Annotated in this window: 18 protein-coding genes; 3 read left to right on the forward strand and 15 right to left on the reverse strand. The window is 36.0% G+C overall.

The annotated features are described in order from the left end of the window. Position 1: 1 nt before the first annotated feature. From NSQ92_RS18450 to NSQ92_RS18520, 15 genes are all read right to left on the reverse strand, one after another. A complete protein-coding gene (locus tag NSQ92_RS18450; RefSeq protein WP_047943850.1) occupies positions 2-853 on the reverse strand; it encodes a class II fructose-bisphosphate aldolase in 852 nt (283 codons plus the stop codon). 59 nt (positions 854-912) lie between these two features. Continuing rightward, positions 913-1998, reverse strand: a complete 1086-nt coding sequence (locus NSQ92_RS18455; protein WP_341153298.1) for a PTS fructose transporter subunit IIC — start codon at positions 1996-1998, stop codon at positions 913-915. 16 nt (positions 1999-2014) lie between these two features. Continuing rightward, positions 2015-2329 carry a PTS fructose transporter subunit IIB gene (locus tag NSQ92_RS18460; protein WP_047943848.1) on the reverse strand — a complete coding sequence of 105 codons (315 nt, stop codon included), beginning with the start codon at positions 2327-2329 and terminating at the stop codon, positions 2015-2017. Between the two features lie 42 nt (positions 2330-2371). Beyond that, a complete protein-coding gene (locus NSQ92_RS18465) occupies positions 2372-2842 on the reverse strand; it encodes a PTS sugar transporter subunit IIA (protein WP_047943877.1) in 471 nt (156 codons plus the stop codon). Positions 2843-2867: 25 nt separating this feature from the next. Continuing rightward, the gene (locus tag NSQ92_RS18470) at positions 2868-4382 is read right to left on the reverse strand and encodes a BglG family transcription antiterminator (RefSeq protein WP_082138405.1); all 1515 of its coding nucleotides are present in this window, start codon (positions 4380-4382) and stop codon (positions 2868-2870) included. A gap of 262 nt (positions 4383-4644) precedes the next feature. Further along, positions 4645-5448 (reverse strand): undecaprenyl-diphosphate phosphatase, encoded by an 804-nt coding sequence (locus NSQ92_RS18475; protein WP_172864653.1) that lies wholly within the window; start codon positions 5446-5448, stop codon positions 4645-4647. Between the two features lie 234 nt (positions 5449-5682). Further along, a complete protein-coding gene (locus tag NSQ92_RS18480; protein ID WP_047943845.1) occupies positions 5683-6852 on the reverse strand; it encodes a hypothetical protein in 1170 nt (389 codons plus the stop codon). A gap of 78 nt (positions 6853-6930) precedes the next feature. After that, a complete protein-coding gene (locus NSQ92_RS18485; RefSeq protein ID WP_047943844.1) occupies positions 6931-7557 on the reverse strand; it encodes a hypothetical protein in 627 nt (208 codons plus the stop codon). Positions 7558-7564: 7 nt separating this feature from the next. Next, complete coding sequence (locus NSQ92_RS18490; RefSeq protein WP_268874807.1) at positions 7565-7693, reverse strand: hypothetical protein; 129 nt, start codon at positions 7691-7693, stop codon at positions 7565-7567. Between the two features lie 152 nt (positions 7694-7845). Then, positions 7846-9111, reverse strand: coding sequence for a helix-turn-helix domain-containing protein (locus NSQ92_RS18495; RefSeq protein ID WP_341153050.1), 1266 nt, complete (start codon positions 9109-9111; stop codon positions 7846-7848). Positions 9112-9322: 211 nt separating this feature from the next. Next, positions 9323-10579: a cytochrome P450 gene (locus tag NSQ92_RS18500; RefSeq protein ID WP_341153051.1), complete on the reverse strand. Its 1257-nt coding sequence runs from the start codon at positions 10577-10579 to the stop codon at positions 9323-9325. 64 nt (positions 10580-10643) lie between these two features. Then, positions 10644-11753, reverse strand: a complete 1110-nt coding sequence (locus tag NSQ92_RS18505; protein WP_341153052.1) for an SDR family oxidoreductase — start codon at positions 11751-11753, stop codon at positions 10644-10646. A 163-nt stretch (positions 11754-11916) separates the two neighbouring features. Beyond that, positions 11917-13113: an MFS transporter gene (locus tag NSQ92_RS18510; protein ID WP_047943841.1), complete on the reverse strand. Its 1197-nt coding sequence runs from the start codon at positions 13111-13113 to the stop codon at positions 11917-11919. Between the two features lie 188 nt (positions 13114-13301). Further along, complete coding sequence (locus NSQ92_RS18515) at positions 13302-15974, reverse strand: alpha-mannosidase (protein WP_341153053.1); 2673 nt, start codon at positions 15972-15974, stop codon at positions 13302-13304. A gap of 40 nt (positions 15975-16014) precedes the next feature. Continuing rightward, positions 16015-17310: a glycoside hydrolase family 125 protein gene (locus NSQ92_RS18520; RefSeq protein ID WP_341153054.1), complete on the reverse strand. Its 1296-nt coding sequence runs from the start codon at positions 17308-17310 to the stop codon at positions 16015-16017. 224 nt (positions 17311-17534) lie between these two features. Here NSQ92_RS18520 and NSQ92_RS18525 point away from each other — a divergent pair, with 224 nt between their 5' ends. The 3 genes from NSQ92_RS18525 to NSQ92_RS18535 all read left to right on the forward strand — a co-directional run bounded on the left by NSQ92_RS18525 (position 17535) and on the right by NSQ92_RS18535 (position 22253). After that, positions 17535-18563, forward strand: coding sequence for a GntR family transcriptional regulator (locus NSQ92_RS18525; protein WP_341153055.1), 1029 nt, complete (start codon positions 17535-17537; stop codon positions 18561-18563). A gap of 12 nt (positions 18564-18575) precedes the next feature. Beyond that, positions 18576-20789 (forward strand): GH92 family glycosyl hydrolase, encoded by a 2214-nt coding sequence (locus NSQ92_RS18530; protein ID WP_341153056.1) that lies wholly within the window; start codon positions 18576-18578, stop codon positions 20787-20789. A 168-nt stretch (positions 20790-20957) separates the two neighbouring features. Beyond that, positions 20958-22253 carry an IS110 family transposase gene (locus tag NSQ92_RS18535; RefSeq protein WP_341132193.1) on the forward strand — a complete coding sequence of 432 codons (1296 nt, stop codon included), beginning with the start codon at positions 20958-20960 and terminating at the stop codon, positions 22251-22253. Positions 22254-22518 lie beyond the last annotated feature (265 nt).

A 22518-nucleotide genomic window follows, 5' to 3' on the forward strand; every position in this document is an offset into this window, starting at 1 on the left:
TTTATAATGACTTTCCTTCAGTGCCTGCCAGTTCAATATAATATTTAACTAAATCTTTTCCAGCCTTAATCGTTTGATGAATAATATCAAAATAATCTATTTCGTTTCTAACCATGTTTTCTTTTATACTATTTACCTGTGCTTTAAAAAAATCAGAGCCAACATTAATCTTATTAATACCTAATGAAATAGACTTTCTTATGTTTTCTTCTCCACATCCAGATCCTCCATGGAGCACAAGCGGGATACCCGTTTCTCCTTTAATTTTTTCTAAAATATCGAATCGAAAAGCTGGAATATAACCATCTGGATAATCCCCGTGACTAGAGCCATAAGAAATAGCCAGCGCATCTATTCCTGTTTCTTTTGCATATCTAATGGCTAAATCAGGATTCGTATACATTTCATCATCTGTCATCTGGTTCCTAGAAACAGAACCGATATTACCAATCTCCCCTTCGACGCTCGCATCATAGCTTTGCGCGAATTCTACCATTTCTTTCGTTATTCTTATATTCTCATCAATTGGATAACGAGAAGCATCCATCATTACACTAGAAAATCCATCTCTTAAGCATCTCTTCACAAATCCAACATCCTGCCCATGGTCTAAATTAATAGCTACTTCTACACTTGCTGCATTTGCCATTTCTATAATTGGTCTTGTTAATAACTTACTTCCCAAATGCTGCATTAAATGATCTTGTAATAAATCTACAATGATAGGTGCTCTCAATTCTTGTGCTGCTTCAATCACTGCCTTAGCTGTTTCTAGGTTAAAGCAGTTGATTGCCATTACCGCATATTTCCCTTGGTTGGCACGTGCAAGCATTCCCTTCATCGAAACATACATTCTAAGTCCCCTCCTTTATTGACTTACTCTCTAGCAAAATAAGCGTTCTTTCATTCAGGTTAAAATGTAATCTTCACATCTGATAAATCTACTTCTTCCTCTTCACTCGATGTTTCTTCTATTTCTGCAGCTGGTTCCTTCTTCCATAAGAACAGCATAACTCCGGTAATGAGTGACCCGATAAGTAATGCCACACAAAATAGAATTGGATGTGTCATCGCAGGTACAATAAACATTCCTCCTGATGGAACCGGAGATCCTACCCCCCACATCATAGAGAACCCTCCTCCAACGGCTGCTCCAATGGTCCATGAAGCAACAACTCTTACAATATCTACTGCTGCAATCGGGATAACGCCTTCTGTAATCATGCATATTCCCATCGGTAGAGCTATTTTGATGTTATCTTCTTCCGATTTTGTATATCGTTTCTTCTGAAATAATTTAGAAAGTCCCCAAGAAATGGCTACACCAAATGGGGGAACCATTGATGCCAATATTTTTACAGCTTCTGGCTCGTATATGCCCTCTAATAGCAAACCATCTGCAAACAATGAGGCTACTTTATTAACTGGCCCGCCAAAATCAAATGCTGCCATTCCCCCTAATATTGCCCCAAAAACAAATCTCATCGATCCCTGCATACTTGTTAGAAAAGAAGTTAAGCCCTCTGTTGCCCATACAATCGGAACGCCAAGCACAAAAAACATAAGTAATCCGATAACTAAACTCGATATTAAAGGAATAATCATCATTGGCATTAAGCCTTCTGCCCACTTTGGCACTTTTAAATTTTTTCTTAAAAATAAAACAAAGTAACCAACAATAAATCCACCTAGCATCCCACCTAAAAATCCTGCTCCAATGGCGTTTGCGATCAATCCCATTAATAACCCTGGAGCAATACCTGGACGATCTGCTATGGAATATGCTATTGCTCCTGAAATAACAGGAGCTAATAACCCCATTCCAAGTACTCCTAACGAAACAAGTGCTGAGGGAATATCAAAGGAAGCTTTATAATCTTCAATGACCGAACCACCTGTAAGATTCCCAATTGCAATTAAAAGTCCTGATGCCACAACAAGTGGCAGCATATAACTAATGGCTGTTAAAGCATGCTTTTTTACTTGCATTTTCTTCAGCATCTAGTAGACCCCCTCACTGTTTATTTAGCTCAGCGTCAATCTTTTGGTAAAGCTGTTTCGGTGCCTTTATGGCAATATGTGTAGGTATCTCAACAATTTTCTTCCCAGCAAAACGTTCTTTTCCACTTACCTTGATATCTGCAGCAATTATGACCAAATCAGCTTCCTCTATTTCCTTAGTCGTTAACTCATCCTCAATTCCAATGGTCCCTTGTGTCTCGATACGAACTTTATGTCCCAGCTCTTGGCCTGCTTTAATCAATTTTTCTTTCGCAATATACGTATGAGCAATACCAGATGTACAAGCTGAAATCCCCACAATATTCATCATGATTCCCTCCAAATTTATAAGTTTTTAATAAAATGCACCTTAATCATTTTTCGTTAATACCTTTAAAAATTCTTTCTTTGTCTGCAGTGTTTGGAACTTACTAATCGTTTCCTCATCCGCTAATAAGACAGCTACCTTTTGTAATAATTTAATATGGATAGTGGTTTTATCCGTGTCTTTAACAGCAAATAAGATAATAATATTGATAGGATTTCCATCAAGCGATTCCCATTCTATAAATGATTGGGTTCTTCCTATTGCAATAGATGTCTTTCGTACATGCTTTGATTTACCATGGGGGATAGCCACCCCCTTCTCCAAACCAGTAACACCTTCTTCTTCTCGATACATCACATCCTTTATAAATCCTTCTTTATTCGATATACAACCGTTTTCATATAATAGGTCAGTTAACTCATTCAATACTTCTTCCTTTGTAGTTCCTTGCAAATTTAACTCGATAAGATCTTCTGTTACTACCTTATGAAAATCTAATTCTTCTATTTTCATGTCCACTTTTAACTCTCCTACCTTTCTATTTTTCACCGATAATACTCTGTTGATTGTAGTAGTCCTTAATAAATTGATCTATCTTAAACTTATCCTCTTGATTTAAAATAGGACTCACAAGAATAGTAGGCTTATCAATGATACTATGTGTTTTCACAGTAGAAATAACTAATTCTACATCTTCATAATCTGTCTGTTTTATTCGTTGCTGGGCGATTATTTTCTTTATGTGGATATCAGGAAAAGTTCTTCTTATTTTTTCACTTAATAAATGCGAAGTGCCAATTCCACTTGTACATTCAATTAATATAGGAATCTGATTAGCAAAATGATCATCATACGAAATTTGAAAATACAAAGTAATATAGCCAATTTCTTCATCGGTTATATACTTTTCATAATGTCCTTCTTCTACTAACTGTTGAATGCTAGTCTTTACTAAGCCAAATATATTGGAGAAATTGGTTACTATGGATTTTATGATTGGATTAACTATATAGATTCGATGGCTTAATCGATATAACATTGCATGCATATGCAAGGTTATCCTTTCTAATAATTCATCATCCGTATCAAATCGATATCCGCTATTTTCTGTCACTTTTGCTATTAACCTTTTTGTTAAAAGAACGACCTGATCATTTTTATATGGCTCAGTACCTTGATTTAATAAAAATCGCGAATTAAGTTTATACGCTTTCAAAATATAATAAAGAGAATAAATATCATATTGTTTTAACGAAAGAGAAAACTGATTTTCGATTTCCTCAATCATATCTTTACAAATACAATAAATAGTGGAATTTTCATCTATTTCTTCGTATACTATTTCTTCTTCATCTAATGAAAGCTTATTATTATGTTTTTCTATTATCGAAAGAAGAGAGCAGAATAAGGTTAAATAATAGGGCTGATCTAAGCTTAAATCATGCTTCACTTGGATATCATGCAGCAACCTCTTAATTTTTATTAAATGATTATTTTTCACTTTTACTTTTTTGATAGAATCAGGAATATCATATTGACTAAAAGGGTCTCCCATTTGAGTTAAGTAATTCTCAATAATTACGGCCATCAAACGATAAATAGATAGTTTATCTCCCTTAATAAAGGTTCCTTCCTTTGTCCTTAATAGTCTTAAATGATAGGACCTTAATTCCTTTTCAATATGTTTAAAATCATTGAGAATAGAGCTCTGACTTACGATGTACTTTTCCGATATTTTTTGAATTGAGGTCTTACCGGGTGCAATGGCTAAAAGATATAATAGTAAATTCAAACGTCTTTCGTCAGGATAATCAAATACAATCGTTTCCGTTTCTAAAGGTTCTTTATGGTTCTGGAAGTAATAACCGAAGTTTTCTTTTTTTATTATCCGAAACGGCATTGAATTCGAATCAACTATTTGTTGGATATCTCTATATATTGTCTTCTTAGAAACTTTAAGTGATTGTGCTAACTCTGCAGCTGTCACATACCGTTTCTCCCTTCGTAAGATAGTAAGAATCATCTGATGACGCTCATTTATGACTTGACTCACAAATTCCTTCACCTCTTTTCTTCTTTCTATGGTAATATCTTATCCGACTGAAAGCGGATACACAATTACAAAATAATGTTGATTGTTATGTCCCTATTAAAGTGAGCAATCCTTATTTCTGATTTTCAGGCCTGTTAAGAACTTGGGATTTTACAATAAAAGCTCTTCCTTTCTTTCATTTCTTTTTGAAACAGCCGTCATTAAAGACAAAAAAGCACAATAGTTGTCCTATCGCACTTTTCTTCTTTGTCTATTATTCTCTTTATAATAAGTAGGTTACCACCAATAATATCGTTCCAACGATAAAGCAATAATAAGCAAAATATTTTAAGTTTCCTTTTTCCATTATGCCCATTAGCCATTTCATAGAGAAATAGGTAAAAACAAGGGCCGTGATAAAAGCAATGAAATAAGGCCAAGCCAAAGTTTTCAAATCTGGGCTGTTAATCATTTCCGTTACTCCAAGAATAGCTCCTCCAACACTTACTGGAATATAAAGCATAAAGGAAAAACGCAGCGCCGTACTTTGTTTCATGCCCAATGCAATGGACGCTATAACAGTGGAACCTGAGCGGCTGATACCTGGTATAAGTGCAATCACTTGAGCACATCCAACAATAAGAGCATCTCGTAAAGATAAATCCCCATCTCTTTTTACACCACGCATATTTCGAATGATCCATAAAGCTATACCTGTAATTAGTAGTGTAATGGAAACAGTATAAAAAGAGGTGAAATAATCAGCAATATAATCGCCAAACAGTACGCCGATCACACCAGCTGGAATGGTTCCAATAATAACATACAGGGAGAATCGAAAATCAGCTCGATAACTTTCCTTTCGTGTTTTTAGATACAAAAAGCTATGTGTTATTAATTGCTTTATATCCTTTCGGTAAATGAAGACAATGGCAATTAATGATGCCGTATTTGTAATAATCTCGAACGATAAGCCTCTCTGTTCAATTCCTAGAAGCCTTTGGCCAATAATTAAATGACCACTTGAGGAAATTGGAATTGGCTCGGTAATACCTTGGATGGCTCCTAGAATAAAATACTTGAACATTACTAAAAAATCATGTAAATCCACTACTTAACCTCCAACTATCTACTTTTTTCTTAGTATACTTGAAAGTGAGATGGAAATATAGGGATCAACTTGTACAATCTCTTATTCTATAAAAATGTAATCGTTTTAGAACCTTTTAAATTTGGAAAGGAGAAAACAAATATTTTTTTTAAAATAAATCTACTTTACATCTAGCTTCATTAAAAAAAGCATAAGGCTGCTCTTATGCTTTTACTTTAATATTTTAAAATCATAAGAATAAATAGAAGTTCCTTTTACAGATGATAAGATGGCATCTAATCCTTCTATTATTTTCTCTTCTACCTTCTCACCATTTTCCAAAGAGTAGCTTTCCAGATAATACTTCTCTTTTTTCGAATCGTCATACCTTAATGCAAATAAATAATCCCCTGCAAAATATACTTCTTCATTATGCCGGGGTTGGTTTTGTGGAAAATCCTCCAGCAGGAATTTACTCTGTTCTTGTCCATCTTTACTTACCGCAACAACTTCTCCTACTCCGTTAACATAGAAAAAAACGTCCCGCCATAAATAAGCTGCATTTTTGGAATTCATGGAATCAGCTGCGGGGTCATTAGCAACATATCCTGTACTTAACTCCACTTTTGTTTGTTCCAAAGTTTCCTTATTAAGGAGAAATAAAACGGTATTTTGACTCTTGTCATCGGTTATCTCTGAAAGCAAAACATAATAATGGAGTTCGTCACTTAAGATAGGTGCCAATGATGAATATTCATATCCTTTCTCCATTTCCAATCCCTTAATGGCCTTTATTTCTAAATGGTTATTTTCCAAGAATGCTTTCCTTAAGACATATTCCTTTTCTTCTTTATCATTTGTCAAAATGAGAATTTCATCCTTGGTGGAACCCGAAGCCATTATATTAAAAGGGAGATTTCCTCCTTTAAACCCTTTGTGATTTCCCCAATAAATATGGGATATATCCCTTTCTTTATCATTTCCAGAACGATAAATAGAGAAAAAGACATCCTGTTTCTCCAAATAGCCTGTTCGTTCTCCGCTTTGTTGGTATTTCAAATCGATTACAGCATTCTTTTCTCCAATCAACCTTATTGTATTTTTATCCTCTAACAACATTTGATGATCATTTAGCGCCATGCTTCCAAATTCTAAACCACCCATTTGAAAACCAGTTGCTTTTCCTTTATCATCAATAAAAACAGCGTAGCTAATCCCTTCATTATTCCTATCTTGATTAGTTATTGTGGAGAAATAGACAACTGCCTCTTTATCATGTAGAAAATCTGGCTGATTAAGCTCTTCCATCGTAAGGTTATTTTCTGAATGGCCAATTTTTGTAGTGACAGTAATCATTAGAACGATAATTAGAAATAGAGCTATACCAAATTTCGTTTTCATACTATCCTCCTAAAGTAAAAAGGCGGCATGCTAATAGTGCAAACTCGCCTTTTAAATGAAGTAAATTGGAATTTTTCTTTATGAGATTAAAGTGTCTCCAAAGTTAGTTGTAGGATATAACCATTGAATAAAAAGGTAAGGGGGTAATAATAATTTCTTTTCGTGCTTGTCGGAGATAAAGTCAGCTATTGCAATGGTTGACTCTACTCCTCCATGAATAGTTAAATAATAATTTAATTTCTTCATTACTTTTATTAAAGTGTCCAATGTCTCTTTGTCTTGTCTTAAAAGCTTATATGATATGCCTAAGTTTGAATGTATTCCTAATTGTTTCTGGTGTATAGCAATATCACTATATTGCTTACACTCTATTGTATCTAGTTGCACAAAAATTTCCTTTTCAGAATCCAGCTTATAAACACCATTATAAGGAATTCCCATCACTACATTTTCATCTAGTTTGAGTATTACAGGAGATATATCCTTTATAAATTCCGGTTCAAATTTGCTTATTACCTCAAATAAAATTTGTGCTAATGTGTTTTTATGAAAAAGACATTCTCGAGGTCGCAGTGATATTTTTTGATTTTTTTCAATAGAACAAGCAACAATATGAGAAGTTGATGGCTGTAAATAATCACGATTCATTTGATCTTGATATGTTTCAAAAATTCGCTGCATCAACTGATTATTCATCTCCACCATTTCACTATTACTCCGTTTCGAGATTTCCAATACTAAGTGCTCCTGGTTGACATTCATGCCCAGCAAAAGCACTTCCAAGATTCACACCCAATGTTAAAGTAATAAGAACCACAACGGATACTATCATTTTTTTCATTTGTAATACACTCCTATTCTTTAATCTATTTGTTAATAAAATTTTATACTATATAGATTATTTATAAAAATAGGTAAAATTCTACTGTTTTTTCTATCATTTAATAGATTTTTTGCTATTAAAATTTTACTATACATACCTACTACTTCAATTTATTCCTCATATTCTAATGCTTTCATTAAATAATCTGCTGCTTTCTTATATGCCTTTTTATCGTAATAATGATTCCCCAGTTCTTTGGTTATTCGTTTAATCAAAATACCTTGATGTAATTCAATTGCAGAGTCTAGCATTTTTTGCATTCCCTTTTCATATGCAGTTTCATTACCTTGCAGTTTCTTAACCGATAATCTTAATAAACATAATAAAATATAATCATGCTTAAGCTGAAATTTTTCTGTTATCGCAAGGGCCTTTTCTAAATACTCATCCACAAGTACCCAATCTTTTAATTCTATATAGATTTCTACTAACCTTCTCAACGGGTGAACAATCTGCAAATCTAGTGAAGGTTGTTCAAATATATTAATACTCTTTAAATAGTATTTTATTGCTGACTGATATTCCTTTTTTCTCTCATAAACTCTCCCTATATTATGCTGTATCATCCCTTTAAAACTTGAAAGTTTCTCATGCTCTTTATTCTCCATGATAATATGTTCTGCCTTTTTTAAACATTCCATTGAATTATCCAAATCATTATTTAGCTGATATTGAACCCCCAATGTAATTAAAGCAGTAATGATATATTCTTTTTCTTTCTTTTTTTCAAATATCTCATATGCCTTATTAGAGTAATACATACTAATTTCTTGATTGGCGTGTGTTCTTTGTTTAATCAAACTAAGATTATAATAAAGTTTCGCAGCATCTAAACTCTCCCTATCTTTTAATAAATGATCTGCTTTTGTGTAATAATGAACTGAAAAATTAAAGTCCTGAAGGTAATAAAAGAAGTTACCACAAGAAAGATAATAATAAAAGTATTCTTCTTCTAAACCTTCATTAATTTCTCCTGAAATAAATCGTTTAGATAAGCTATAAATACTTCTAGCCTGCTCTATTTCTCCTTTTGTCGTATAATATCTCAATAAAACTCCATAAAGGTTCAGATTTATTTTGGTAGAGTTTAATTCCAATGTCTGAATATGAAGATAAGAAAGGTGTTCATCTGTAATTTTTCCGCTTTTTTTATAGTTTTCCACGATCTCTAATATTTTTTCATCTCTATTCGGACTACTCAATTCGGTTAAATCATAACCAAGTCTTTTGGACACTTTTCTTAAAAACTCTGCAGATGGATTGATTTGCCCATTTTCAATCCGGCTTAAATAAGTGATAGAACAAATCCCTTCCGTTAATTTCTTTTGCGTCAGCTGTTTATGGATACGTAGTTGCCTTATTCTTTCACCAATCATTATATCTCCCTTCTCTCTTGTTATTTCCATTTCTCCATGTATCGATATTATAATTATAGCGCTAATCTACCATTTTTTAGAAAATATATAAAAAAATTCACCAATTTTTTTCAAAAAACAGGACTTCTTCGACATATTTTTTCACCAATAGGAGAAATAACAAATAAAAAAAAATGACCTTTAAATAAACAGGCCAAGCTCTTCTTTTTACTTATCGTTTTTTAACATTGTTCATAATAAAACCACTCTTCGGCAATGTTGGCATCTGACTTAAGTCATAATGTAAATCTTGAACTGGAACATCATAGTCCAATTCCGTTGCGAGAGTTCGCAAAACAACCTTCATTAATTCGACTGTAACTCCTTCTCCGGGACATCGATGTCCTTTTGCTGGATCTCCTCCGCCATGGGGAATAAAATCATACAATCCTCCTTGCCAATTTTCAAATCGACTTGGATTAAATTGATTTGGGTTTTCCCATAAACGTGCATCATGATTAGTCCCATAAATATCTAATAAGACTAAAGTTCCTTCTTTAAATTCTTGGTTCTTCCACATAAAATTAGTTCGAACACGAGCTCCAAGAAAAGGGCCAAACGGATAATATCGCCTTACTTCATGGACAAACATATCGAGATGTCGGTCATCAGCTGTGCGAAGCTTTTCTCTTTCTTCTTTATATTCATGGAAAGCTAAAGCAGAAAATGTAATGAAAGTGGCAATCGCAACGATTGGTCTTAACACATTTATTAACTCAATTGCCGCCATTTCCGGATCAAGCCTTGCTCCATCGATTTTCTTATAAAAAGCCATTTCATGTAAGGCAGTTCCTTGTTCTGTTTCCAGTTTACCCTCACGAACTACTTCGATCACTTGTTTAATCCACCGCTCAGCTCGATTACGAGCTATTCTGCCTTTCCAGTGCTCAGGGCCCAAGGTGCCAAATGCGTACACCATCGCAATAAAATCATCAGCACGCTCTGATATTTCTTCTTCCGCGAGAGGTACTCCTGCCCATTGACAGGCAACTTTACATAAAATATTCTTTATTTCATCAAATAAAACAATTTGATCCCGTTGTTCCCACTGTTTTATTGCTTCTTCCAAATAGACTGTTGTAAGATTCGCCAGCTTTTGTTGATGTTCAGGAGTCAATAAGGACATAAATAGAAGTTTTCTGTGAAGATGTTTTTCATCATCCATCGTTTGAACAGCATTCTTTCCAAATAATGATTGCTGAATCCGATTAGGGGCTGCACCATTGCGCTGAAATTTCTCAGAGTCGTAGAAAATCTTTACAGCCTCTTCACCTTTTATACATATCACATTTTGCCCTAATAAACGCACTGTGAATATATCAGAATTAAATTTATCCATTCTGTTATTAATAAAAAGATATCCTTCCTTTAATAAGGAAATGGTTTTATCTAATCCTTTTTCTGAAGGTACGTTTGAATTGGTCGGCATCTCTGACTCTCCTTTCTAAACTGCATCATCACTCACAGAGGAAAAACAAGTATTCTGCTTCTTATTACTTTGATTTTTTACTTTTAGCCAAAAGGATAAATCCAATACTGACGGCAGCTGCAGCTGTAAGAATAGGATGCTTGCTTATTTTTACGTACATACTTTGAGAACGAATCCATCCCTGATTAGTTCCTCTTTCATGTAAACCATATCCTGGCTGATATAAATTACTGTCTTCACGGCTGTTAGATGGTTGATCTTTATATTGAGTGGGTGGAATCCATTTCTCCATTAACCTGTCTGTAAATCTTGGTAATAATGTACCTAGTAGATTTAATAGTTTTGCTTGAGAACCAACATACATATCTCTCTTCGGATTTTCTGCCGCATATAATATTGCCTCTGCTACAGCATCAGGAGGATAAATCATTCCTTTATGAGTGGGCTGCTTATCCAAATAACTTCTAGCATGTTCAGCATATGGCGTATCTATTCTTCCAGGATGAATCAAAGTAATAGATACAGGAATTTGTTCCTTTTCCGCTTCCATTCGAATGCTTTCCGTCCAGCCATGGACAGCGAATTTCGAAGGTGCATATGTCGACTGGATAAGTGTTCCTCTATCCCCGAACAGGCTCCCTATATTAATTAGAGCACCAGCATTCCCTCGCTCTTTGAAATGGTTAATCGCAATCCTTGTACCGTAGACAACACCCCAATAGTTAGTATCATGCATTCGTTTCATGTCCTCAATGCTTACATCCATGGCATATCCGTATATCGTCACTCCTGCATTATTAACCCAAGTATCAAATCCCCCGAATGTTTCTAGCGCCGTATCGGCAATTTTTTTTACTTCTTGTTCTTTTCCCACATCAGCCTTTACATAAACGACGGAAGCTCCTTGTTCTTTTAACTCAGCAGTCAGTTTTTCTAAGGCATTCTCATTTCGTGCTGCTAGCACAAGCTTTGCACCTTTAGAAGCAGCCATTCTCGCTGTGACAAGTCCAATCCCACTAGAAGCTCCTGTAATTACGATTACTTGTTCCTTGATTTCTTTTAATGTCCGCTTGCCCGTTGAATCAACTTGTTTCTGAAACTTCCTATCTTTTAATTCCTTTAAGCTCTCTAAATGAAGTACTTTCTTATCGTACTCTCTTTCCTTGCTGCTCATCATCATACCTCCCACATAATAGTAATAAGCTTAGTATTTAGTAATTCAGAAATAATATCAGAAAAGAAATGGAAGTGACATATAGAAGATATACCCATAAAAGTAATAAAAAAAGAATGAAAAATATCCCAAAAAGGATACTTTCATTCTTTAAACTACTCTTTTAGCCCATGGCATGAGACAATATTTTTTTTCCTTTTTTCAGATGAACAAGGAGAGCTAGTATGGGAAAGGTCATCGCCAAGAGCAATGCCGTATCCGGACTGAATTGATAATAACTATAGCTTCCGATCCATGATCCAAACGCTCCTCCTAAGAAGAAAATGGTCATATATAATCCATTTAATCTATTTCGAATGGCTGGGTTTAAGCTAAAAATAACCTTTTGACCTAACAGCATATTTCCTGATACACCGATGTCTAGTATAATCCCAGAGATTACAATAAGTGCAATACTTAAGATAGAATGATCTTTTACAAAAAACAAAAGAAAAATCGAAACAAATACTAGAACCATTGATACATTCGTCATAGAGTAAATATATCCCTTATCCCCTAACTTTCCAATATATGGGGTTAACAATGCACCAGCAATGGCAACAAAGCCAAATAGGGCAATTTCATTATTAGTAAAATGCAAGGACTCGGATCTTAATAAGATGGGTAAAACTGTCCAATACAAACTAAATGTAGCAAAGATACAAGCATGGTAAAATGCTCTTTGTTGGAGTGGCTGCGTTTCTTTTAGGACACTTACCATCGAGCGCAATAAAGCAGGATACGTTATGCCAAGATTAGATTCTAATCCAAAATCCGGCAAAAATTTTAATAATAATAGCAAAATAGTAACTAAAATAAGGCAAGAAAAAAGAAAGACCATCCGCCAGCCAAGCCAATCCGTAACGGCGATTGAAAATGGCCGCGCCACCATAATTCCAATAAAAAGCCCACTCATTACTTTGCCGATATAATTCCCAGCTTGTTCTTTAGGGACAATTTTCATCGTTAATGGCACTAACATTTGAGCAGCACTTGCTCCAATCCCGATGAATGTAACAACAAATAAAAAGATCATGCCATTTGTCGAAAATAAAGCACCAATTAAAGAAAGAATGGTTAGCCCTATTAACAAGATAATGATTCGTTTACTTTTATAAAGATCCGCCAAGGGCACTAAGAAAAACAAGCCAGCGCCATATCCAATCTGCGTTAAAGTCGTTAACAGCCCAGAAATATTTGAAGCAATATGTAAATCAGCAGAAATAAATTGAATTATCGGCTGGGTATAATATATATTAGCCACTACAGCTCCACAGCTTACCGCCAATAAAAAAATGAGAAAATTTGTTTTCTTGTTCATTACCAACTCTCCTTTCACCAACCAAGATGATATATAATTATAACATAAGGACTACATCTGGAAATGTCTAGAATCATTAATACTTAGCTGATTGGTACTATATTTTACTATTTTAGTTATTAATCATTCATATAAAAAAAGAGTGTTTCCCTATAAAAAATGGGGAAACACTCTTTTTTTCTTCTAAATTACTCCCATATAAATGTACAAATCTCCGCTTCGTTCATTTGATTGGAATCGAACATCTCTCCGTTCACTTCTTCCAGTAAATTAGATTTTCTTGGGTATTTCCCATTATATTTCAACGTTAAAGGCTGTTTTTGCTCCGTTAAATTATAGCCTCGAAGAACTATTTCTTTGCTGTTTTCTTTCTGCTTAAATGCTGTTAGTCGAAAAGCTTTTCCGTCCAATTGAATAAATTCATATATGGACGGATATGCACCTTTATGGATATCTGTTTGCACACTAGAAAATGGAATTTGAAAGTTAATTGCTGCATGATAGGATTCCAGCTTGTTTGTGCTATCGTGAAATCCTACGGCAAATTTCACTGTTTGATTTCCTATACACTGAGCTTCTGGAGTTGGGAAGTAACCCCAATCTCCTAATTCCCCAACCGCTCGAAGCAAAGTAATGGCAATAGTATCTTCCATGATTTCATATTCATTCAGTCCATAATTCGCAACAGTCACCCCTCTATTCTCATCATGTAAATTAACGAATACATGCTGATGCTGTGGGTTAGTTGGATTTTCCCAGTTGGAACTTACCTTATTTGCTCGCTTCACTACTTCGAAAATACTGTCTGCTTCATGCTTCTCTACATGAATACCCGTTGGAAAGAGCACCCGTATGCGATGGTCCTTCATTTGGTTAGCAAATGACGTTTCGAATAAAAGCTGATTACTGTTTCGCTCTAATCTTATTTTTGTTTTCAGTTCCAATGTTTTCAGCTTTTTCGAACGACTTGCATCACGGCCACGAAATTCAATTAATCCTTTCTGCTCTTCCAATAACCTTTCATCTGCTGATTCTGGAATCAGCATTTTTTGTGTTAAAAGCACTTCTCCATACGCAAAAGTATCAGAAATAACCTCCACCTCTGCTTTTCCTGCTGATGATAAAATGGGCTGATCTCCTTTTGGCATTTTGTAAATATACTCATTGCCAACATCGCCCGTATTCTCAAAAGTGAGGAAGTTTGTGTATCTACTATTTGTTCCTTTATCCAAGACAGTCAATGTGCCATTTTGTTCTATTTGCACCTTTAAATGGTTATTTTCTAAAAGATGCCCTTGATGCTGAACGATTTTTTTGTATTCTTGCTGCTGAGATTCTCCTTCTATCAACGCATAGGTTTGCCATGATAATGGACTCATTTCGTTTAATGGGAGCTCAACAGTCACATAAGCACCGATAAACGGCTGACGAAAACGATCCTCTGGAAGATCATATCCAAACCGGATATCTGTATAGATAACCCTTGCTGGAACTTCCACTCCCTCTTTATCGATTACTTTCATTGCTGGAAGCTTTTCGGCTTTTAGCTTGCGATACAATTCATCTGGACGTCCGCTCGAAAAGGGAAGCCTTTTCCACTCTATCTCTATTTCAACCAAACCTGTTTTTGTACTGCCAGCAGTATTAAAGACAATAAAAGGGCGGCTTCCAGCTGGAAATTCACTCGTGTCAATTTGTTCTGCAAGCATAGTTAAAGCTTCTGTTTTTATAAATTGACCTACTTCCTCTGCTTTATGAAAGCGAGTCATCATTTCACGATGCACCTCATCCACACTGCAGCCGCAAATACTGTCATGGGGATGGTTTTGCATCAATTGTTTCCATGCAAACTGAAATATTTCATGGGGATATTTTCCGTCCTTTTGATAGGCCATTGCAGCCAATGGTTCCGCAATATTTTCTAACAATCTACTAACATCTATATTTCTTTGTTTCAGATATACTCTAGAGGAAGCGGTATTTGCTAAAGTATACCAGCCATCTGTCTCCTGACTAGTTAATTCTCCTTTCACTGTATGTAAATTTTCAGGAATATCTTGTTTTATTATTTTCATATACTCATCAAAACTACTATGAATGAAGGTTATGTCAGGATATAGATTATTGGCAGCTTCAATGGCAGCTGTAATATTCTTTTGAACTGGCTGATGATCACAGCCATTCATAAACAATAGATGATCTGTAGATGCATATTCAAGGGCATCCTTTAATTTCTGATCCCAAAATTGTTTTGCTTCCACTTCATCCACAGGAATTTCATTCCCATTACTATACCAATTGGCAAAAAGAATGCCTAAAACAGTGGATTTATCAGGGCCTTCCCACCACATTTCTGAATATGGTGAACTATATTGATCATCATTGATAACAATATTATTAAACCCCGTAGGTTTAACCCCGCGCCCAAACGCCGCCACATCCATACCAGACTGTTTAAGAATTTGTGGTGCCTGCCCCATATTCCCAAAGGTATCTGGGAAATAGCCTAACTTAACTGGTGCTCCCCATTTTTGGCATTCTTGCAATCCAATTAAAAGATTTCGTACATTTGCTTCACTACTAATTAAAAAATCATCTTGCAGAATATAGAAGGGACCAATTTTTAATTTTCCTTCTTGAATATATTTTTTGAGCTTCCATTCGTTTTGCGGCTTTATCTCCAAATAATCATCGAGAATAATTGTCTGCCCATCTAAATGAAAACTATTAAAATGAGGGTCTGTGTCAAACAACTCTAATAAATCATCGATGAGCTGAACCAATCGCATGCGATGCTGTTCAAAAGGCAAATACCATTCTCGATCCCAATGACTATGGGATACTATATACACTTTTTTCATCTTCAGCTACTCCTCTCTAGTTCCTTTACTGTCCTGTCATTTATTTTTTCTTTACTCGAATATCAAAGTAATCCATTACTAATTCGCAAAACATCATATTTGCCCAAGAAAACCACTCTCTCGTATATTGAGTAGGATTATCCACATCAAAGCCTTCATGCATTAAATGTGTTCCTCCATCACAGGCTACTAGCAAGTCTAGTATTCTTTCTTTCTCCTTTTTATCCTCTGCCGTTAGACCTTCCATCGCAAGAGCAATCGGCCAAATATAATTTTCCGGTGTATGGGAGCTGCCAATCCCTTCCGCATATTTCCCTTTATAAAAGTAAGGATTCTCTTCACTAAGTATTGTCTTCCGTGTTGCTCGGTATCTTTCATCATTTTCCTCCACATATCCAAGATACGGGGCAGATAGTAGATTAGGTATATTGGAATCATCCATAATGGTAAAGTTGCCTTTTCCATCTACTTCATAGGCATAAATTTCTTCACCATTTTGATTGCGTACAACAGCAAACTCCTCAATCCCCTTTTCTATCTCCTCTTTGAGTTTTTGAAAGGCAGAAACTTGCTCCGTTATCTTCAAAACATCTTCATAAATCTCGATTAGATAACCAAGAACTACACTAGCAAACATATTCGAAGGCACTAAATAACCATATGTACAAGCATCATCACTTGGTCTAAATCCTGACCAGGTCATTCCAGTAGGCACTACTTCTGCCCCTCTCCCTTTGTTTATTAACGTATCCTCTTGTCGATCAGTCACTCTTTCAAATGTATAGGAGGAATTCGTATGATCTTGCTCTATCATCCATACCTCGATTATTTTTTGGACCGCTTTCTGAAACGACTGATTAAAATGATCTGTTCTCCCTGTTGCCTTCCAGAACAAATAACTAAGCTGGATTGGATAACACAGTGAATCAATTTCATACTTTCTTTCCCATATCCATGGATTCATTGTCGTTAAATCGGTTTGATGTCCTGCCCCATTCGCTTCTTTATTGAAAGCGTTCGCATAAGGATCTAAACAAATATACTGACATTGTCGTTCAATAAGACCGGCAATCATATTAGCCATTTCTTCGTCCCTTTCAGCCAATACTAAATATGGTCTTACCTGTGCAGTGGAATCTCGCAGCCACATCGCTGGTATATCCCCTGTAAGGAGAAAAGTAGTTCCATCCTCCAGCTTTTCAACTGTTGTTTCTAATGTATTGGCAAAGCAAGTATTGAAATTAACGGCCCAATCCGCATGTTCATCCCCACATTTTTCTGTAATCCCTTTCATAAATTCTTTTACCGAAGACATCGTTGTTTTTTGATATGACATTTTTTGAACCCCTCTCAATATTTGATATATCATTTAAACCCATTTTAATTTCAATCGCCTTTATTGTCTAGTGTTTCTTTTTCTTAATTTAATGAAAAATTGTTTGTCTATCAATCGATAGAACTTCTCTCCTATTTATCTTCATAAAATTTGCTTAGCTTTACTCTTTACGGAAAGCATTTTCATGTTATAATAAATTTGATATATCATTTAAGGAGTTTATGATGAAAAAAGAACCACTTTATCAAAAAATTGTCACAGACATACTAGCCAAAATCCAAGCTGGTCATTTAAAGCCAGGTGATCAAGTACCGACAGAATTAGAAATTTCCAAGCAATACAACGTCAGCCGCATCACTTCAAAGAGAGCTTTAACCGAGCTGGAAAACAAGGAGCTAATCGAACGAATCCAAGGGAGAGGAAGCTTTGTTGCCGAACAAAAACCGTCTCCTTCCCATGTTATTCTGTTTATTCTTCCTTTTCCCAATAATCCGGGACTAGGAGATTATGCACAAGGCATTAGTCGCTTTATTGCGAACACACCCTATACAGTGCAAATCCAGACAAATGCTTACTTAAGTCAGCTTGATGCCAAAAAAATATCGTCTATGTATGCGGGTCTTCTCCTTTATCCAGAGGCTGGAACATCGCATTTAGATATTCTTTATACCTTATATCTCGAGAAATTTCCGGTAGTGGTACTCGATAAGAAAATCGAAAGCATCCCATTTCCTTTTATTACCTCTGATAATATGCAAGGTGGTTATCTAGCAGCACAGCATTTAATTAACCAAGGACATAAGAAAATCGTTTTTTATGCTACACAAAATTTGGAGAGAAGTTCCACTATTCGAGAAAGGTATTTAGGCTATTTAAAAGCTATTCACGAAGCGAATATCGCGTATCATGGTTCAAAAGTAGTGCTCTCAGCTGAGGACAACAGCGCTTTTATCCATCAGCTAAAGGAAGAAGAAATTACAGGACTGATAGCGGAAAACGATATTAATGCAATTCATTTAATGAAAGAAATCAAAAGATACGGCTATCAAGTTCCTAAAGACTTTTCGATTATTGGCTTTGATAATATTCAAGCAGCTGAACTTGTCGACCCCGCATTAACCACAATTGCCCAAAGCTTCGAGGAGATCGGATATCAAGCAGCTGAACAACTTATTCAATTAATTGAAAACAAAGAAGCAATTCATTCTGTCGTCATTCCGATTGAAATGATCATTAGAGAATCCACTAATTAAGGAGAGGTGTCTATGTTAGAATTAATTGATACAAGACAAGGTACAGAAAATCAACATAGCTATTCAAACGGGAATACGCTTCCCTATACAGGCTTTCCCTTTGGCATGAATTTCTTTGTTCCGCAAACAAAACATACGAATGGAAGCTGGTTTTTTCATCCGCGTGATCGGGTTTTTCAAGGCTTTCGGTTAACTCATCAGCCGAGCCCGTGGATGGGGGATTTCTCCCATTTATTATTAACACCCCTTTCAGGCGCTGTTCACCATGACGATATTTACCACAATCAAAGTTCCTATCGACCTGAAAATGCCGTATATCAGCCACATTATTTACAAATAACGCAAGCACGCTATCAAATTAAGAATGAATTGGTTCCTACTACATATGGCTCCATACTTCGTTCTGCCTATAGAGATTTCAATCTACCAGGTTTATCCCTACATCTTCCTGGCAAAGGAAACGTTTCACTAGATATAGAGAAAAACAAGCTAACTGGATATGTTTCCAATTTTGCTGGCTGCGAAGATCCTGATTTTAAAATGTACTTTGTCATGACCTTTAGTCATCCCATCGATCAAGTTAATACTGGCTTTTTCCAAGAGGATAAGATGTTTACTTCCGCTCTTTCAGCAACTGGCGAAGACCAGCACTTTTTGATGCGCTTCTTATTAACCGAAGACAAACCGCTAGAAACTCGTCTTGCCACTTCTTTTATAAGCAGTGCTCAAGCAGAATGGAATCTAAGCCAAGAACTATCGCCTTTTTCATTTAATGCTCTCAAAGAAAGGGCAGAGGAAGCTTGGGAACATTACTTAAATAAAATTGAAGTAAAGAATAAAGATTTTTCTACTGTTAAGACATTCTATCACTGTATGTATCGGATGTTTCTTTTTCCGCAAAAATTCTATGAGATAAATCAACAGGGCGAGCCGATTCATTATGATACAACAAGCAAAAGTGTAAAACCTGGTGTCCTGTATACAAATAACGGCTTTTGGGACACATTCCGAACCGTCTATCCTTTCTATTCTCTTCTTATTCCAGAAGAATATGAAGAAATGCTGAGAGGCTTTCTGAATAGTTATAAAGAAACGGGATTTCTCCCTAAATGGCTGTCTCCCGATGAACGTGGACTTATGCCAGGTACGTTAATCGATGCCGTTATTGCAGATGCATCGCAAAAAGGGATTGCTGTTGATATCATTCCTGAGTTGTTTGAAGCAATGGTGAAAACTGCTTCTACCGTAAGTTCAAAGCGAACCTACGGCCGACAAGGAATCGAAGATTATGATACATATGGCTACATTCCTTCCAGCCATCATGAAAGTGTAAACCATACACTTGATTACGCATATAGTGATTTCTGCATTAGCAGAGTAGCCAAAAAATTAGGACAGGATGAACTAAGGAAGACCTTCGAAAAGCGCGCTTATAATTACCGCAATATCTTCCATAAAGAAACGGGATTTATGCGTGCCAAAGATAAACAAGGCAAGGTAGAAGAACCCTTTAATTCCTTTAGCTGGGGGCAGGATTATGCAGAAGGAAGCGCTTGGCAAAGCAGCTTTGCGGTTTTTCACGACTTCGCTGGATTAATAAATGCTTATGGTGGAAAAGAACCTTTTCGAAACAAATTAGTAGCTCTGTGCAATCAAGAGCCGATTTTTGAAACAAAAGGCTATGGTTTGGAAATACATGAAATGAGCGAAATGGCTGCAATCGATTTTGGCCAAGTTGCCATATCCAATCAGCCAAGTTTTCATCTACCCTATTTATTTACCTATGCTGGTGATCCCGCTTCATCTCAAGTTTTGTTAAAACAATTAATGACCCAGTTATTCTCTAGCAGTCCAACTGGCTATCCTGGTGATGAAGATAATGGCAGTATGTCTGGCTGGTTTATTTTTAGCAGTATGGGCTTTTATCCTATCTGCCCTGGTACAGGGGAATATGTAATTGGGATGCCGATTTTTGATGCGGTTACGATACATCTTCCAAATGACAAAAAAATCGAAATTTCAACTGCATTCAACCAGCCACAATTTAATTTTATTCATCAGGTTACTGTCAACAACGAAATCTACAACAAGCTATTTTTAAAGCATGACGTACTTATAAAAGGCTGCACCATCGACTTCCAGCTTGGTATTGTGCCGCCAAATAAAGACTATGCAGAAACAGATTTACCTTATTCCTTGTCAACAGACAGTGGCTCCCTCCTATAATTATGCTAAAAGCACACCAAAAACCTACCCGTGCCGACCAAGCAAAAGGGCAGCATTCCTGTAATAAGTGAAAATGCGGTTTGAAAGAAAAAAGACCTCTTGATAAGATAAATGTGTCCTAAGCCTGGCCAGCTAAAAGGGACAAAATATCTACTCGGAGGTCTCACTATGAATTATAACCAAAATCATAAAATAGCTCAAATCACACCTAAAACTCTAGTAATTGGTATTGATATTGCCAAACATCATCATGTAGCTAGAGCGCAGGATTATCGTGGAATGGAGCTAGGCTCTACTTGCTTTTTTGATAATACCCAAGAAGGATTTAAGACATTTATTGATTGGATTAATCAAATAAAAGAGTCATGCGAAATGGAGTCTGTCATTACTGGAATGGAGCCTACAGGCCATTATTGGCTTAATTTAGCTCATATTCTAAAGGAGGAACAGATTAAGTTCGTCACGGTCAATCCTTTACACGTCAAGCATAGTAAGGAGCTAGACGATAACTCTCCCACTAAAAATGATGTCAAAGACGCAAAAGTCATTGCACAACTAATCAAAGATGGTAGATACGCCGAACCAACGATACCACAAGGAGTTTTCGCGGAGCTGCGTGTGGCTAAGAAATTACGTGATCTATTAACTGTTGACTTACAGATTGTACAAGGACAAGTACACAACTGGATAGATCGATTTTTCCCAGAGTTCTTTACTGTTTTTAAAAGTTGGGAAGGGAAAGCAGCTCTTCATTTATTAAAGCTTGAAGCATTACCGGAAGAATTGGTTAGATATACAGAAGAAGAATTACTAGAATACCTTAGGCAAGCTGTGAAACGTAGTATAGGGATTAAGAAAATTCAAGCTTTAAAAGAAGCAGCCAATCGCTCGATTGGCATCCGACAGGGTGCCATGATGGCTAAAATGGAATTAAGAACCTTAATCCAAAAGTATGAACTCATTCAAGCCAAGTTCGAAGAGCTTGACCAAACTCTGGATACACTGCTTCAAGATATTCCAGGTGTTGATCAAATGTTAGAGATAACAGGTATTGGACGCGATACAGTGGCGGGTTTCTTCGCTGAAGTAGGCGATTTGAGTGAATATAATCATCCTCGTCAGATAACCAAACTGGCAGGGCTTAGCTTAAAAGAAAATACATCAGGTAAGCATAAAGGGAGGACCAGAATAACCAAACGTGGTCGAAAGAAATTACGAGCATTGTTATTCCGGGCATCTATGATTCTAGTAGCCAAGAACAAAGCCTTTAAAGCCCTACATCATTACTACACAACGAGACCTGACAATCCGTTGAAAAAGATGCAGTCTTTAATTGCTTTGTGTAATAAGCTCATCCGCATACTCTTCTCTATTGGTAAGAAACAGTTTGTGTTTCAAGAGGAGAAGATGTTGAAGGACATCCCACATATGCATGCATTTATCCAAGAACCAATAGCAGCTTAATCACTATAAAACTAACTTTTATCGACTAGATTTGAACAGATGAACAGACAAAATCAGCATGGGATTAGTCGGCAACGCAACTAACGTAAGGACAAGATCCTGTAGGGCAGCATGACCGACATCCACCTTATGGAAAGGTTGAACGAAGGAATGTAGGAGCGTAGACTCTGTGAGACTTGGGAGGGTAGACCTCCATAAGATATGTGGACATCCATTGGTGCGTACATACCTATTTATCCAACTTTTTGAAATGAACCGAAGGTTG

The organism is Niallia sp. FSL M8-0099 (assembly GCF_038006945.1).
Classification (GTDB): domain Bacteria; phylum Bacillota; class Bacilli; order Bacillales; family Cytobacillaceae; genus Niallia; species Niallia circulans.